The organism is Solemya velesiana gill symbiont, assembly GCF_002020805.1.
Taxonomy (GTDB): Bacteria; Pseudomonadota; Gammaproteobacteria; order Chromatiales; family Chromatiaceae; genus Sedimenticola_A.
The window spans coordinates 1-15729 of sequence record NZ_MPRJ01000060.1 but is presented as its reverse complement, the minus strand read 5'-3'; the positions used below and the strand labels follow the sequence as shown (position 1 = coordinate 15729).

The 15729-nt window shown below is 55.4% G+C and carries 14 protein-coding genes; 2 read left to right on the top strand and 12 right to left on the bottom strand.

The features are described 5' to 3' along the window. Positions 1-156: 156 nt before the first annotated feature. The 9 genes from BOW53_RS09420 to BOW53_RS09380 are packed head-to-tail and all read right to left on the bottom strand — an operon-like array spanning position 157 to position 7542. The gene (locus BOW53_RS09420) at positions 157-1842 is read right to left on the bottom strand and encodes a Na(+)/H(+) antiporter subunit D (protein ID WP_078487743.1); all 1686 of its coding nucleotides are present in this window, start codon (positions 1840-1842) and stop codon (positions 157-159) included. Continuing rightward, positions 1835-2134 carry a hypothetical protein gene (locus BOW53_RS09415; RefSeq protein ID WP_078487742.1) on the bottom strand — a complete coding sequence of 100 codons (300 nt, stop codon included), beginning with the start codon at positions 2132-2134 and terminating at the stop codon, positions 1835-1837. Before BOW53_RS09415 ends, BOW53_RS09420 begins: the two co-directional genes overlap by 8 nt. Next, positions 2134-3570, bottom strand: a complete 1437-nt coding sequence (locus BOW53_RS09410) for a monovalent cation/H+ antiporter subunit D family protein (protein WP_245832086.1) — start codon at positions 3568-3570, stop codon at positions 2134-2136. Before BOW53_RS09410 ends, BOW53_RS09415 begins: the two co-directional genes overlap by 1 nt. A 23-nt stretch (positions 3571-3593) precedes the next feature. Then, complete coding sequence (locus BOW53_RS09405) at positions 3594-5066, bottom strand: monovalent cation/H+ antiporter subunit D family protein (RefSeq protein WP_078487740.1); 1473 nt, start codon at positions 5064-5066, stop codon at positions 3594-3596. A gap of 5 nt (positions 5067-5071) precedes the next feature. Next, positions 5072-5476: a cation:proton antiporter subunit C gene (locus BOW53_RS09400; RefSeq protein ID WP_078487739.1), complete on the bottom strand. Its 405-nt coding sequence runs from the start codon at positions 5474-5476 to the stop codon at positions 5072-5074. After that, positions 5476-6408, bottom strand: a complete 933-nt coding sequence (locus tag BOW53_RS09395) for a DUF4040 domain-containing protein (RefSeq protein ID WP_245832085.1) — start codon at positions 6406-6408, stop codon at positions 5476-5478. The genes BOW53_RS09400 and BOW53_RS09395 overlap by 1 nt, the downstream gene beginning before the upstream one ends. Positions 6409-6434: 26 nt before the next feature. Next, complete coding sequence (mnhG, locus tag BOW53_RS09390; RefSeq protein WP_245832084.1) at positions 6435-6791, bottom strand: monovalent cation/H(+) antiporter subunit G; 357 nt, start codon at positions 6789-6791, stop codon at positions 6435-6437. Next, the gene (locus BOW53_RS09385) at positions 6788-7072 is read right to left on the bottom strand and encodes an MrpF/PhaF family protein (RefSeq protein ID WP_078487737.1); all 285 of its coding nucleotides are present in this window, start codon (positions 7070-7072) and stop codon (positions 6788-6790) included. The genes mnhG and BOW53_RS09385 overlap by 4 nt, the downstream gene beginning before the upstream one ends. A gap of 2 nt (positions 7073-7074) precedes the next feature. Continuing rightward, complete coding sequence (locus BOW53_RS09380) at positions 7075-7542, bottom strand: Na+/H+ antiporter subunit E (RefSeq protein ID WP_078487736.1); 468 nt, start codon at positions 7540-7542, stop codon at positions 7075-7077. Positions 7543-7951: 409 nt separating this feature from the next. Between BOW53_RS09380 and BOW53_RS09375 the strand changes: the two genes are divergently transcribed. Next, entirely contained in the window at positions 7952-8824 is an 873-nt protein-coding gene (locus BOW53_RS09375; RefSeq protein ID WP_078487735.1) for a phosphoribulokinase, read from the top strand. Positions 8825-8891: 67 nt separating this feature from the next. Here the strand turns inward: BOW53_RS09375 and BOW53_RS09370 are convergent, their stop codons facing one another. The 3 genes from BOW53_RS09370 to BOW53_RS09360 form a co-directional block, all read right to left on the bottom strand. Then, positions 8892-10307, bottom strand: a complete 1416-nt coding sequence (locus tag BOW53_RS09370) for a YdgA family protein (RefSeq protein WP_078487734.1) — start codon at positions 10305-10307, stop codon at positions 8892-8894. Between the two features lie 48 nt (positions 10308-10355). Continuing rightward, on the bottom strand, positions 10356-12272 hold the full coding sequence (gene dxs / locus BOW53_RS09365) for a 1-deoxy-D-xylulose-5-phosphate synthase (RefSeq protein WP_078487733.1): 1917 nt from the start codon (positions 12270-12272) through the stop codon (positions 10356-10358). A gap of 126 nt (positions 12273-12398) precedes the next feature. Continuing rightward, positions 12399-13352 (bottom strand): LysR family transcriptional regulator, encoded by a 954-nt coding sequence (locus BOW53_RS09360; protein WP_078487732.1) that lies wholly within the window; start codon positions 13350-13352, stop codon positions 12399-12401. 299 nt (positions 13353-13651) lie between these two features. On the opposite strand from BOW53_RS09360, the gene BOW53_RS09355 reads away from it, so the two are divergent. Next, positions 13652-15415, top strand: a complete 1764-nt coding sequence (locus BOW53_RS09355) for an IS1/IS1595 family N-terminal zinc-binding domain-containing protein (RefSeq protein ID WP_078487731.1) — start codon at positions 13652-13654, stop codon at positions 15413-15415. Positions 15416-15729: the final 314 nt, after the last annotated feature.

The following is a 15729-nucleotide window of genomic DNA, read 5'->3' as shown; positions in this document are numbered from 1 at the left end:
AGAATACGACCAATCGCTCATCGGCCATCGATGAGCGGACCACCCGCCATCCGGGGTACAAGACCAGCCAGGTGATCCGCAAGCGGATCGAAGAATGCTAAGGAAAGAACCTTGAAGATAATAGGGTACGGATGCCAACCCGCGCCTATATGTTCGTCACAAGTAATCCAGCAACAACAAGAAACCGAGTAACGCGGCAACCCACAAGACCATACTTCCTGTCGGCCAGGCACGCGCCAGGATTCCCTGCGGGCCATGGTGGCGATAAAGCCTGTCAATAAACCGGTTTACCCAGGCCAATGCCTGCTGCTCGCGCGCCTCACGTGCGGCACTGGATCGTATGGTGAACTCCCTGCCGATCTCCTTGAAGAACTTCCGATAAAACCAGTCGAAGTCGAGGCTTATCGTCAAGGTACGCCGCATCTGCTTGAGCATGACAAAGAACGCAAAACCTGCGAACAGTAATACCTGGAATTGAGTCACCAGATGATCGACCGTGTACGGCTGGTAATCGACGGGATACGGCAGAATCGCATACAGGGTATTCGGAAACAGCCCGATCGCGATACACAGGATTGAAAACAGCCACATCGCGTAACGCAGGTTGACTGGAGGTTCAGATGGACGCAGTCCGGAATCCTTCTGGAAGAAAACGAACCACGGAAATTTGATGCCTGCGTGAAGAAATACGCCGGCCGATGCAGCCAGCAGCAACAGCCAGACGATCAACATACCCTCGTTGGCTGCCGCCTGGGTCTCTAGCGACTTGGTGACAAACCCTGATGTGAACGGGAAGGCCGATATTGCCAGCGCACCGACGATACCGTTGATCGCTGTCACAGGCATACTCCGAAACAGACCGCCGAGATCGGTGCATTTGCGCCTGCCCGTCATCAACAGCACGCTGCCGGCCGACATCAGCAGCAAGGCCTTGTAGATGATGTGCGCGAAGGCGTGGGCAGCCGCTCCATTCAGGGCCATTTCAGTTCCGATACCAATGGCCGCAACCATGAAGCCAACCTGATTGACGATCGAATATGCGAGTATCCGGCGCATATCGTTTTCAAGCAGTGCGTAGATGATGCCGTAGAAAACCATGTACAGGCCGACAGGTATAAGAATTTCCGTACCGGGGAAGCCCACAAGGAGTGCGAATACTGCTGTCTTGGTCGTAAACGCCGACAGGAATACTGTACCACTGGGACTGGCCTCCGGGTAAGCGTCCGCTATCCAGGCTGACAGCGGCGGTGCACCGGCATTGACCAGGAAGCCGATCAGGATCAGCCAAGTGCCGATACTATCCGCCTGCATCGAGGTGAATTCCAGAGAACCGGTATCGACACCATAAGCGACAATACCGATCATGAGAATGACACCACCAAGCAGGTGAACGAGCAGATAGCGCAGGCCCGCGCGGTAAGCGGCCTGGGTACCGGCAGACCAGATGACGGCGGTAGAACCGAGCGCCATGATCTCCCAAAATACAAACAACGTCAGAAGATCACCGGCGAACGTGACACCGATTGCGGAACCGGCATAGACGAGAGCCGCGGTCAGTTCCGCTGTACTGGCCTGGCGATGGGCATATAGGCCACCGACGAAGGCCATGATGGCAAACACGGTCGCGAACAGGCGACCTTCGGCTGAAGAGCGAACCGGTTCCAGCGTGTAATCGAGAAAGGCGACTTGCAGTGAGGCATCTGCCGGCAAGGCCCAAACTGCCGCCAGCGTCAACGCGGGAAGGCCCAACAGCGCAAGTAAACGCAAACTTCCACCCAGCACGGGGATCAAAATGGCCCCCAGTACCATAATCAGGCCAGGGAAAATCACAAACTCACTCATCGTAGTAAGTGTCCTTACGCTTGAGGAAGATGCCTAGAATCTTCGCCAATGCAACCATTCCAGCGCATGCAATGAACCCATACCATGCATAGAAGCCGAAGCTGCTGTCGAGGGTGAAACCGTCTTCTTCGAAATACTGGTGGTGATGGACAAAGAACTCGGGCAGTACAGCGAGCACCAGTATCGCGATCTGGACAAACCATAACTTGGGCAGGTTCTCGCTGCGATACAACCAGTGCCTGCGCTCAGCCTGGCTGGTTTGAGTCTGCGACTCATCCGTTGATGTGTTCATCAGCCCCCCACCATCTGATCAACGAGCGTCAGCGGGACGCCCGGGAAAAAGAAGATCAACCCTGTAGCCAAAGCCGTTACGGTCAATGCAAGCACAATCGGCAAAGGTGCTTCGCCGTGCTCCCCGTGCGAATGCTGCGGGTCTTCCTCCTTGAAGAAGGCCGCATAGACGATCGGCATGAAATAGGCGGCGTTCAGCAGGGTCGAAATCACGATCGCACCGACCGCGATCCACTGTTCTGTCTGCAGTGCCCCACCAACCAGATACCACTTGGAAATAAAACCGGCAAAGGGTGGCACACCGATCATCGAAACCGCACCGATCGCAAAGGCCCCCATGGTCCACGGCATGCGCCGGCCGATACCGTTGAGTTCGCTGATCTTCGATTTGTGCGCAGTGACAAACACGGCACCGGCACAAAAGAACAAGGTGATCTTACCGAATGCATGCATTGCAATATGCAATCCGCCACCGATCGCGCCTGCCGCAATCCCGAGCATCGCACCCATGGTGATATATGACAACTGGCTAACGGTCGAATAGGCCAGCCGTGCCTTGAAGTTGTCTTTGCGCAGGGCAATGGCCGAAGCCAGCACGATGGTCAGTGCAGCAATACCGACTAGCCAGTCGGACACGGCAAGATCTGCAATGGTGTCTATCCCGAAGATATAGACACTGACCTTGAGTATCGTAAAGACGCCGGCCTTCACCACGGCAACCGCGTGCAGAAGGGCTGACACTGGTGTCGGTGCAACCATGGCGGCTGGTAGCCAGCGATGGAATGGCATAACCGCCGCCTTGCCGGTACCGAAGACATAGAGCGCCAGCAACACGCTCAACACCACCGGGCTCACCTCGTCAGAGAATACGCCACCCTGGGTAAAGGTGAGCGTACCGGCAACATGCCAAGTCCAAATCATGGCCAGCAGCAGGAAGCCGACGGATGTGCCTATCAGTATTCCCAGGTAGACCCGGCCTGCACGGCGCGCCTTGTCGTTGCCTGCATGGGCCACCAGCGGATAGGTGGACAGCGTGAGAATCTCGTAAAACAGGAACAGCGTCAGCATGTTAGCCGACAGGGCGATACCCATTACGGCCGCTATGGAAACCGCAAACGCCGCATAGAAGCGCGTCTGGTTCTCTTCCTTGTGGCTACGCATATAGCCGATAGAGTAAATCGTCGTAATGGGCCACAGAAAGCTGGCAACCAGGGCAAACAGAAGGCCCAAGGGCTCAGGTGTAAATGCCAGCCGCAATCCCGGCAGGGGTTCTGCCAACACGAGGGTGGTCGGGTTGTCCCAGTCGATATTCGCAGCGAGTGTCACAACCAGCGCAAAGAGGATTACGCCGGCGATAATGGTCACCGCCTCCCGCACATTAGGAGACTTGTCGGTGGCGATTACCCCGGCAGTGGCCAGCAGCGGTACCAACGGCATCCAGGTGAGTAACTGCAGTTCGCTCATCCCGCACCTCCCGTCAATACGGCGGCGGCACGGCTGGCCAGGCCCACGCTAAGGTCGGTATGGATACCGAAATAGATATTCGCCCCGACGAGAGCCCACATGGGTACGAGCATCGACAAGGGGGCCTCTTTGATCTCGGGATTGCCTTCAGGTGTACCGAAATAGGCCGCCTCTACCAGTTTCCAAATATAGACGACGGCAAGAATGGAACCGATCAGGACCAGCAGCGCGACAGGCCAGAGCCCCTCTTCCAGGGTTGCCAGCACCAGGTACCATTTACTGATAAAACCGACCGTGGAGGGGATGCCGATCAGGCTGAGCCCGCCCAGCACGATGCCCGCCATGGTCCATGGCATGGTCCTGCCCAGTCCGGAGAAATCCTGGATTGTGGTCGAACCGATACGATAGGCGATGCCGCCAAGCGCAAGGAACAGCGCACCTTTCATCAACGCATGGTTGAAAAGGTGCAAAATCGCCGACGTGATGCCGGTGGTGGTTGCCAGGCCGACACCCAGGACCATGTAACCGATCTGCGCAACGCTCGAATAGGCAAACATGCGTTTGATGTTGCCCTGGTACACCGCCACCATGGAAGCGGAGAGAATGCCGATCAGGCCGAGCACCAGCAAAAGCGTATCCAGCGGCATCAGGACCAGTGAGAAATCGAGCCCGAATATCTGCAGCATGAAACGCAGCAGCAGGTATACGGCAACCTTGGTGGCCGTGGCCGCGAGAAATGCCGTAACTGAGCAAGGAGCATAGGCATAGGCGTTGGGCAGCCACAGGTGCAAAGGGAACAAGGCAAGTTTCAGCCCGATACCGACGGCGAGAAATGCGAAGCCGGCGCGCACGGTGCGTGTATCCGCCACCTCAGGCAGTCGTGCCGCCAGATCGGCCATGTTGAGCGTACCGGTCATCATGTAGAGGAAACCGATACCTATCAGGATGAAGGTGGCGCCGATGGTACCCATCACCAGGTAGTTGAATGCCGCGCTCAGGGCACGTCGATCCTTACCCATGCTGATCAGGGCATAGGTGGCCAGCGATGATATTTCGAGGAAGACGAAAACGTTGAAAGCGTCGCCCGTGGCGACGATACCGGCCAGGCCGGCAAAGGCCAGCATAAATGCAGCATAGAAACGGGATATGCGCGCTTCAGGTATGTCTTTGCGTACGCTCTCCCTGGCGGCAAACAACACCAGCGCAGCCATCGCCGTGACGATCAATAGTACGTAGGAAGCGAGCACATCGATACGGTACTCAATACCCCAGGGGGCCTCCCAGCTGCCGAGCAGGTAACTGATCGGGCCCGTATCGGAGACCTGTAACACTAGGCCAACAGCTGCGGCGAAACTCAACCAGGATGAGGCCAATGCGGCAAGCCAGGCCAGGCGCGGGTGGTCCAACAGCACGCACAACGGTACTGTCAGCAGTGGAATGATGACCACCAGAACCGGCAGATGCTCCATGAAACTCACTGCTTGCCAACCTCACTCTCAGTGAATGGCGGATCCTCTGAAATATCGTCCTCAACGAGATCCTGTGCATGGATCTCGTCCTCCTCCACGCTGCCGTAGGCCTCGTAGATTCGCACCACCAGCGCCAGCCCTACCGCCGTTGTGGCCACTCCGACCACGATGGCCGTCAGAATCAGAACATGGGGCAGCGGATTGGAATAGCTCGTTATGCCCTCCACGGCAATCGGAGCCGCCCCACCGCTCACCTTGCCCACGGTAATATAGAGAATGAAAACGGATGCCTGGAACAGGCCGAGTCCCACCAGCTTCTTCACCAGGTTTCCCTGGGAAATGACCACGTAGAAGCCGGCCATCATCAGGAACACGACCACCCAGTAGTTATACAGGCCTGGCAATTCCATCACGACTGACGCCTCCGACCCGATAACGCATAAAAAATCGACAGCACGACAGAGAACACGGTAATGCCCACTCCGAGTTCAACCAGCAGTACTCCGAGGTGTTGCCCGTGTACCGGATCGTGTGCGAGTACCGAGTAATCGAGAAAGGGCCTGCCCTGCAGCAGGGAGACCACGCCAACACCGCCATAGATGAGCACACCCAGGGCCGCCAGGCGATGCAACCAGTTTGGAGGTATCACGGCCCGCGCCTGGCCTTCACCAAACACCAGGTCGTACAAGACAAAACCCGCTGCAAAGATAACGCCCGCCTGGAAACCGCCACCTGCGCCAAAATCACCATGGAAGTGGACATACAGGCCATACATAAGAATCAGTGGAATCAACAGTTTGACAACCACCTTAAGGACCACCTGGTCACCGATGGCGTTACGCCCCCGATGTGCCTGGGGGCCTTCCTGGATACCCAGCAGAAGCATGACAGCCAGACCAGCGGTAAAGATGACGACGGTTTCCCCAAAAGTATCGTAGCCACGGTAACTGGCCAGAACCGCAGTTACCATGTTGGGCATACCCACTTCCTGCGGGCCCTTTTCAATGTATCTCGGCGCGACATGCTGGTGTACCGGAGCCGAGGCATCCCCAAGCAGGGGTGCATCGAGGGTGGCATAGATGAGTACCGCACCGGTAATAGTGACTACCAGTAACGGCAACAAGGGGTTATGCCTGGGTTCATCTTCCCAGCGTCGCGTCAGGTGCAGGGCCGAGAGCATCAATACCGTGGTCACGCCGGCGCCAACGGCAGCTTCGGTAAAGGCGACATCCACCGCATCGAGGTTCATGAACAGCGCCGCGGTCAGAAGGCTGTAAATGCCAAACAGCATGACGACGGCAAACAGGTCACGCAAACGGATCGCCGCAATCGCGATCAACACCAGGAAACCGAGCAGGGTGATATCAATCAGGTTTTCGATGATACTTCTCCCTTCTCATCATCACCCGGCTCTTTAACCAGTGGGCGCAACCCACCATGCAGCGCCGCCTTCGCCATGGAATGCGTGGCTGTCGGGTTGGTTGCCAGTATAAAAATCAGAATCATCAGCACCTTGACCAGGTCGAGGGACCACTCCATCTGCAGCATCAAACCACACAACAGCATGGGTGCCGCCAGCGTCTCGGTCATGCCCGAAGCATGAATCCTGGAAAAGAAATCCGGCATGCGAAGCAGGCCTACTCCACCCGAAATACAGAGAAAGCCCCCGGCCAGCAAAAAGAATCCACTAACCCATTCGATAAGATGACTGATTATGGAACTCAAGACGTCTGTTCTCCTTCTTCAGACGGCTCTACTGGCGTGCTGTATTCAAAGAAGCGCATGACGGCGATGGTGCCGACAAAGTTGACCATGGCATAGAGCAGTGCAACATCGAGAAAACTGTTCCAGGACAAGGCATAGCCACCCAGGGCAATAAGCAGCACGGTTTTGGTGCCGAACGAGTTGGCGGCCAGCATCCGATCATACTCTGTGGGACCGAGAAAAGCCCGTATCAGAGCGAGGACCATGGTTACGAGTATTGCAACGATCGCGGCGGTCAACATGCTTATACCCCGATATCCTTTATACGGCGCTCCATCTCCCCCTTGCGCAACTCCTCCAACTCTTCAGGCGACAGGCAGTGAATCATCAAATGGTCATCTCTTACATCCGTCGTCAATGTCCCCGGAGTCAGTGTAATGGAGTTGGCGTACAGGGCTTTTTCGAGAGGGAGGGGTAGCTTGGTATCCAGTTTTCCCCAGGTAGGCCGGATGGGCAATGCCGGGTCCCAGACGCGCCGGGCCAGGGCGATATTGGAGAGGACCACCTGCCACAAAAGCCAGCCGATGTAGCGAAAAAACTTCAGGCTGGGACGTAAAGTACTCGGTTCACCATCTACCCTGTCCATGCGGAGCAGGAAAAAAACCACTATCAATACAGACAGCCCGCCGAGTGCAAGCAGCAGAGCGACATAGTGCCCGGAGAGGAGCAGCCAGAATGCATACAATGCGATAGCGATGAATAGGTAATGCATTTTCCCAAGTTGCAGGTGCGAAAATAAAGAAGATGGCGGATTTTCGGCGATCTGGATACCGAAACTGCCTATTGTAGGCGGCGAATGGCAATCATTTAAACTTCTTACAGTCCTGGCTGACTCCTGTGACGTTATTTTTCTTACTGGCCAATAAAGCTGGATTATAACGTGGCAAAATTAGCGCGTAAATTCCAATAATAAAATTCTGAATCAGCGTTCTGCCGTTTTCAATGACCGCCTCTCCTGGCAGACTGCCCCCCCCCGAGCTAAAGCCCCAGGTTTATTATTATTTACTAATATAAGTTCTGGCTATTGGTAGGGAAGAATATTGTTATTTTTTCTTTATACCCCGCACTGTCAGAATGGGACAATTTTCCGGGATTAACCTAAGAATTGTAGGGGGACCTCTATGTCAAAGAAACATCCTATCGTTGCGGTCACCGGCTCCTCCGGTGCAGGCACGACCACTGTAAAGCGCGCTTTCGAACACATCTTCTACCGTGACGGAATCACCCCCGCCGTAATCGAGGGCGACAGCTTTCACCGCTACGACCGGGCAGAGATGCGCGTAAAGATGGCGGAAGAGCACATGAGCCACTTCGGCCCCGAAGCCAACCGCTTCGACAAGATCGAAGAGCTGTTCAAGACCTACGGCGAAAAAGGCAGCGGCCAGAAGCGGTACTACCTGCACAGCCCTGAAGAGGCCGATGAGCACAATGCACGCCTGGGCACCGACAAGAAGCCCGGTGAGTTCACTCCCTGGGAAGATGTACCTGCCGGTACCGACCTGCTCTTCTACGAAGGCCTGCACGGCCTGGCTGTTGACGACGACAACAACGTAGCCCAGCACGTGGACCTGGGTGTTGGCGTGGTACCCATCGTCAACCTGGAGTGGATTCAGAAGATCTTCCGCGACAACGCTGAGCGTGGTCATAGCGAAGAGGCCATCGTCGACACTATCCTGCGTCGCATGCCCGACTACATCAACCACATTACGCCCCAGTTCTCGCACACCGATATCAACTTCCAGCGCGTACCGACCGTGGATACCTCCAACCCGTTCATCACCCGCGATATCCCGACACCGGACGAGAGCTTCGTGGTCATCCGCTTCAAGGACCCGAAGAAGTTCAACACCGACTTCCCCTACCTGCTGAGCATGATCGACGGCTCGTTCATGTCCCGCCGCAACTCCATCGTTGTACCCGGCGGCAAGATGGGCTTCTCCATGGAGATCATTCTCCAGCCGATCATTGAGCAGATGATGGACGAGAGGGGCTGATCATCAGCTTCTTGCAAATAAAAAAGCCACCTTCGGGTGGCTTTTTTATTGCTTGGCGCTTGTCACATTATTGAGCTTGCGCAGCACCTGGCACAGGCAATGGAATGGCCTTGCCGTTGACCGACAGCAGACCGGAAGAGAGGCTCGCCTGGGTCGATAGCATGGTGCCATCCCTGATCAAAACCTCCTGGAAAAGGAGTCTCTGCAGTTGCTCTTCAGCTGCCGCGTCGGCCATGGCATCCAACTCATGAGGCTCTGGAACTTCAACCTCCTCACCCATCTGCCGGCGCATCTCGATCTGTTGAACGACCTGGTTACGTACCTGCTGGGCGAAAAGGAAACGGAAGAACGACTCCGGCATTTTCAATTCAGCCTCGGCTTCAAGCTTCTGAACAATAGCCTGCATGTTGGCTATCTCTTTCCACAGCAGGCCAATGGACTGCACGGAAAAGCGCCCCTCCACGTCACCCTGTGGCGTCTTGACACTGAAGCGGTCAATTGAAAACTTCGGATCGCTCTTTATCAGCCTGGGCCCATTACTCATGAGCACGCTCATGGCGGCAAATGCCTGTTGCTGCTGGGGCAGCTTCTGGCGCTGGATCTCTTCCATACCCTGCTGAATGTTCACCAGCACCTCGGCCGGCAGATTGCCCATACTCATCTCCAATATCGCCGGACCATAAAGGTCGCCATTGATATCGGCGGACTTAAGCCGGCAGGTAATGGTGCCTGAGACATTCTCACCCTGCTTGCCGCTGTCCACGTCCGCACCGATCTCCTGCAGGACGATGGAAGTCAGGTCGTCGATCATCACCAATTCGAAACGGTCCACTTCGAATACACCGCCGCCAAGCATCAGGCCACTCTCGTCCAGCCAGGACTTCGAGTCCGCCCGCACACCCTGCAGCACCATGCGCTTGGCCTCACCCTCACTGACGCTCAGACCGGGCAACGCCATGGTTGTATCGATTTTGCTGAATCCCGCATTGAACAGCATCTGCCCGGACATACCGCCGAAATCGATCCTGGGGCGATTCTCATTGGAGGGAATCACCGTGGCTGGGAGATCCACCAGGGTCTCCCCGGCGCCGTTCCAGCTTACCCGGATCTGTATCTTGGCCGGGTAGTCTTCCGGGAAGACATTTTCACCATCCACCAGGATGCGGGTATTGATCTCCGCGAGCCCGATTCCACCCGCAGGCATCAGGGGTCCGTGGACTATATCGCTATGAATGGAGAAACCCACCTCTTTGATGTTGTCGGGGATATCGGCATCCGGCGCCGGGATGGGAAGAACAAAGTCGGTCTCCGCATTCGCGCCAAACCAGCCGCGCTGGTAGATGTGCTTTGCCACCTGGAATCCGCTCATCTCGAGGCGGGCCACAAGAACCTGGTAGCGCGCTTCGACCTGGTGCCCCACATAGCCGGGAATGGCCAACAGTGCAGCCACTATCAGCACGAACAAAACCGCGAACTTCTTCATTAAAAATCCCTCGTATCCGGTGCTGCCACACCGATTCTTGTTTCCATCCTAAGCAGAATACAGGGTTGTGCTTCCATCCGAAGAGATGACCTGGCTAATCGCTGCCAGAACCCCCGGGACATCAAGTCCGGCTGCGCTCAGTTGCTCCCCCTGGGTGCCATGTTCAATGAAGTGGTCGGGAAGTCCGAGATTCAAAGTGCGTACAGGACATTGGATCCCTGCGAGATACTCATTGACCGCCGAACCGGCACCGCCTGCAACTGCATTCTCCTCCAGGGTCACCAGCAGATCGTGGCTGCGGGCCAAGTCGGCCAACATCGCTTCATCCAGTGGTTTTACGAAACGCATGTTTACGACCGTGGCATCGATCTGCTCTGCCGCCTCCAATGCAGTGGCCAGCATGCTGCCGAAGGCGAGCAGGGCTACACCCTTACCCTGTCGACGCAACTCGGCTTTGCCGAGAGGAATGGTCTGTAGCGTCTTATCCACCGCTACACCTGGACCTGTACCCCTGGGATAGCGCACGAGCGCCGGCCCCTTGTACTGGTAGGCGGTCTGCAGCATGCGGCGGGAATCCGCCTCGTCTGCCGGGGCCATAATGACCATGTTTGGCAGCGCCCGGGCATAACTCAGATCGAAACTGCCCGCATGGGTGGCGCCATCGGCACCCACCTGGCCTGCCCTGTCCACTGCAAAAGTGACGTCCAGGTTCTGCAGGGCCACATCGTGGACCAGTTGATCGTAGGCACGCTGCAGAAAGCTGGAATAGATCGCCACCACAGGCTTGCTGCCCTCGCAGGCCAAACCTGCGGCAAAGGTCACCGCGTGCTGTTCCGCAATGCCCACGTCGAAATAACGGTCGGGATAGACCTTGGAGAACTGGACCATACCCGAGCCTTCGCACATTGCCGGCGTGATCCCCACCAGCCGGTCGTCCTGCTCTGCAAGGTCGCACAGCCACTCGCCGAACACCTGGGTATAGGTGGGTCCGGTGGCGCTTTTCTTCTCCATCATCCCGGTTTCAGGATTGAAGGGGGTGACACCGTGGTAGACACAGGGATCACCCTCTGCCGGGCGATACCCCTTCCCTTTCTGGGTCACCACGTGGAGCAGGCGTGGCCCGTGCATCGCCTTCATGTTTCTCAGGGTGGCCACCAGGGTATCCAGGTCATGGCCATCAATGGGGCCGATATAATTGAAACCCAGCTCCTCGAAGAGGGTGCCGGGCATCACCATGCCTTTCATGTGCTCTTCCCAGCGCCCCATCAGTTCACTGAGAGACGGGATATGACTGAGGGCATGCTTGCCCCCTTCGCGGACACTGGTGTAGATCTTACCCGAGAGCATGCGTGCTAGGTGATTGCGGAAAGCACCAACCGGCTGTGAGATGGACATATCGTTGTCATTCAGCACCACCAGCAGATCGAGGTCCAGGGCACCGGCATGATTGAGCGCCTCGAATGCCATGCCGCCGCCCATGGCCGCATCGCCGATCACCGCGATCACATCGCGCTTCTCACCCTTCTGCTTGGCTGCCGCCGCCATGCCCAGTGCAGCACCGATGGAGGTGCTGGAGTGACCGGTGCCGAAGGCGTCGTACTCGCTCTCCTCTCTACGGGGAAAACCTGAAATCCCGTCTTTCTGGCGCAGGGAGGTCATCTGCTCACGCCGACAGGTCAGGATCTTATGGGGATAGGCCTGGTGCCCGACGTCCCAGACCAGCCGTGCCTCGGGGGTATTGAATACGTAATGCAGGGCAATGGTCAGTTCCACCACGCCCAAGCCCGCAGCTAGGTGCCCGCCGGTGCGCGATACGCTTTCGATCAGGAAGTCTCGCAGTTCCGATGCCAGGCGAGGGAGCTCAAGATCCGATAGCTGCCTCAGATCAGCAGGCTGATTCACCCGCTCCAACAACGTCTTACCGGTTGGCGCGGTATCGTGGCTATTGTCTTGGCTGTTGGACATACTAAATTAAAAAGGCAGATCCTGAAGACGCATGACGATTTCGCCCCGTCGAGCCGAACAATCAACAGTACATCTGATCGGATCTGACCGTGCTTTATACGGGAATCCAGGGGCAGGTCGGGTAGTTTAACCCTCCTGTTCCTCAAAGTCGCCCGGAATCTGACCTGAAAAGCTGCCGACGGCTATGGCCTCGCGCAACCCCTCTCCCAGAAGGAAATCACGGAACACCTGTGCGGAGGGTGAAAGGCGTTTGCCCTTACGATGCACAACGTACCATTTACGTTTCAGGGGAAAGCCGGGCACATTGAGTACGACCAACCGTCCGGTCTCCAGTTCCAATTGAATGGAATGGACGGAGACCACGCCAAGCCCGAGCCCGGCGCGCACCCCCTGCTTGATCGCCTCGCTGCGGGTCATCTGCATACCGCGCTTGATCTCGATCCCCTTCTCCTCGAAAAAACGCTCCATGGCCAGGCGGGTACCGGATCCCTCCTCACGCATCAGAAAGATCTCCTCGGCAATCTCCTCGAGGGATACTCTTTTCTTTTTGGCCAGCGGATGTCCAGGCGGGGCGATAATGACCAGGGGATTGTCCATGAAGGGCTCGGCCTCCAGGTCCAGGTCTTTCGGCGGCTGCCCCATGAGAACAATATCCTTCTCGTTCTGCTCCAGCATCCGCACCAGGCTTTTGCGGTTTGTTACCTCCAGGCTGAGCTTTACACCGGGATAGAGTTTAGAGAACGCCCCCAAAGCCCGCGGGGCAAAGTAATTGACGGTACTGGCAACGGCGATATCCAGCCGCCCGCGGCTGAGCCCTTTCATGGACTCCAGCACCTCCTCCATCTCCTCCAGTTGCCTGAAGATGGAACGACCATAGTGGTGAAGCTCCTTGCCGGCGTCTGTCAGGTGGATTTTCTTGCCCAGCTTTTCAAACAGGGGGAGTCCGATACTCTCCTCTAGCTGTTTGATTTGCATGGAAACGGCAGGCTGACTGAGATACAACTCCTCAGCTGCGCGGGTAAAGCTGAGATGGGTGGCAACCGCTTCAAATACTTTTAACTGACGAATGGTGAGGTGCATGCAACAGGCTCCGCCTAGACATAAATCTCAGCTTATCATGCCAATTAAAAACTTTTAATTTTGTTTATATTTGTGCGTGCATATTTCCCCATAAATTTCGCGGTAGTTGTTTACTTGGCAGATACAGGAAGATGTACGGCTGGCGCGAGAAGCAGTGCGTACAAAAGTTACCGGAAAGTTACAGGGCGTTCTGTATAAAAAGCCCCGCTTCAACCCAAGCCGTTCGACAAAGGTGTTGCGGTTTGTCTGACTAACTGAGATAATCCCTGTAACTTACAACAAGTTACAGGGATTTGTTTTTGCAGAAGAAATCTTCTTCAGCCTCAAGACCTCGTATTCCGCCTGAATCTGGCGGAATACAGGTCAATTTCTGCAAAAAGCCGAGTTGCGAGAACTTCGGCATCCCTGCCGCCATGACTCCCGCAAAAGGCAAAGGAGCTAAGCGAGATCGCTACGCGATATCAGGTGCCGGTAAAAACTTTCCCGTTCTGAAATGTCATTCATGCGGCGAATTCCCTCCGCTGAAAAGCAACGCTGGCATTCATGAAGAGTTGGATCGAATATCTAGCTACTTAAACGATCCTCCTGAGCCTTCATGTCCCAATGATTTCTGTGAAAACCATAATGTAGGGATAAGGGCTGGTTCAAAGCACTATCGATCCTTCGGGAAAACCAAATCAGGGTCACAACGTTATCGCTGCAAAGCGTGCGACAAAACCTTTTCTGTTGGCGGATCAACGCTCCGCCAGAAGCAGCCCCACAAAAACAAGTTGATCTTTAAGTTGCTCGTAAACAAGAACCCGTTTCGACGGATTTGCGAGGTGGCGGATATCTCCGAAGGCTCTCTTTATCCCAAAATCGGCTTCCTACAACAGCAATGCCTGGCATTTGCTGCGCACCGTGAGCGGAAACTCGAAGGCATGAACCTTCGCCGTCTTTATGTTGGTGTTGACCGACAGGATTACGTCGTGAACTGGTCGCAACGCCAGGACAAGCGGAACGTGCAGCTCACTGCAGTTGGCAGTGCCGATAATGAAACAGGGTATGTTTTTGGTATGCATCTCAACTACGACGCCTCGCTGGACGCAGCGACGGTAGAAAAAGATGCCTCCCAAATTGGCGACTGTGGCGCACCATTCCCCTTTCGACACTATGCACGTGCTTGGTTGGCTTGCGATTACGACAAGGCGATGAACGGAAGCGCCAATCAGAACCCAGCATCCGATGGCACATTGAATGGGCAGATATCCGCCAAATATGAAGAATCGTTACGCAGAAAAGACATTGAGGATTTCGAGCGTTTGGCTCAAACATCCAAGCTGCCTGGAAGGGGCATGCAAATCCATGCTGAATACACGCTGTACGCGCATTTCTTTCTTTTGAAGCGTCTATTTAGTGGTGTTGGAAAGGTGCGCTTCTTCCTTGATCAGGATTCCGGTATCCGTGCCGCATGTCTCGGCGCTTTTCAAGAGGAGGTCAATGCGCGTAAGTGCGACGCGTTCTATGTCCGTATCAACAAGCACCTGACGGTCGATGAACGGAAGAGAGCGCTAACTGATAGTCGAAAGACGTTTCGTGATGCGACAAATACTAACCCTGGACTCTCGGATAGCGAGGTCAAGTTGGCGCTTATTAAAGAACGCATGCGTGACATGGCTGAGATCGGGAAGTGGAAAGATCGTTGGCTTTCGCATCCCTTCCCGAATATGAGCGAGCCTGAGAAGGCAGTTTGCTACCTAACTGATTATGGCGATTACGATGAAGATCACCAGGCATGGCTTTACAATAAGGCGAGTATGCACGCGATTGACTGCTTCTTTATGCAAGTGCGCCGCAGGCTGTCGCTGCTTGAGCGTCCGTATTCCACCGCTAGTGCTGCGAGGCGTATGTGGCATGGGTACAGCGCCTATAACCCGGAAAGCATCGTCAAAATGCTCGATATTTTTCGGACATATTACAACTACTGCCTCAAAGGGCGAGACGATAAGACGCCAGCAATGAGAATTGGGCTAGCAAAGGGCGTTGTCCCTCCAGAAGACATTATCTATTTCAAGGAGCATTGATAAAAAAATGAAAAAAATAATTGCAAAAAATAATGATGCTGGGATGGGGATATAAATGGGTAACGAGAAGGCTACTGACCAGTTTGTGCGAGACCTGCTGCGCGGCATTGGGATAAAGCGACCTTGGGAACAAGATGGCGGGCCAAAGTGGAAGCGAGACGCGCTCGCTAAGGGAAGTAAGACTAAGGCTGGTAAAGGCGAAGGAAAGCCCGAGTTTGTGTTTGGCGGTTTCGGATAATAAGTGCAATTGGTAGTTGAAGGGCCAGCTGGTAGAGTCGGCGCTTCTCCCGACCAAGAGACGAAGCACTTATGAG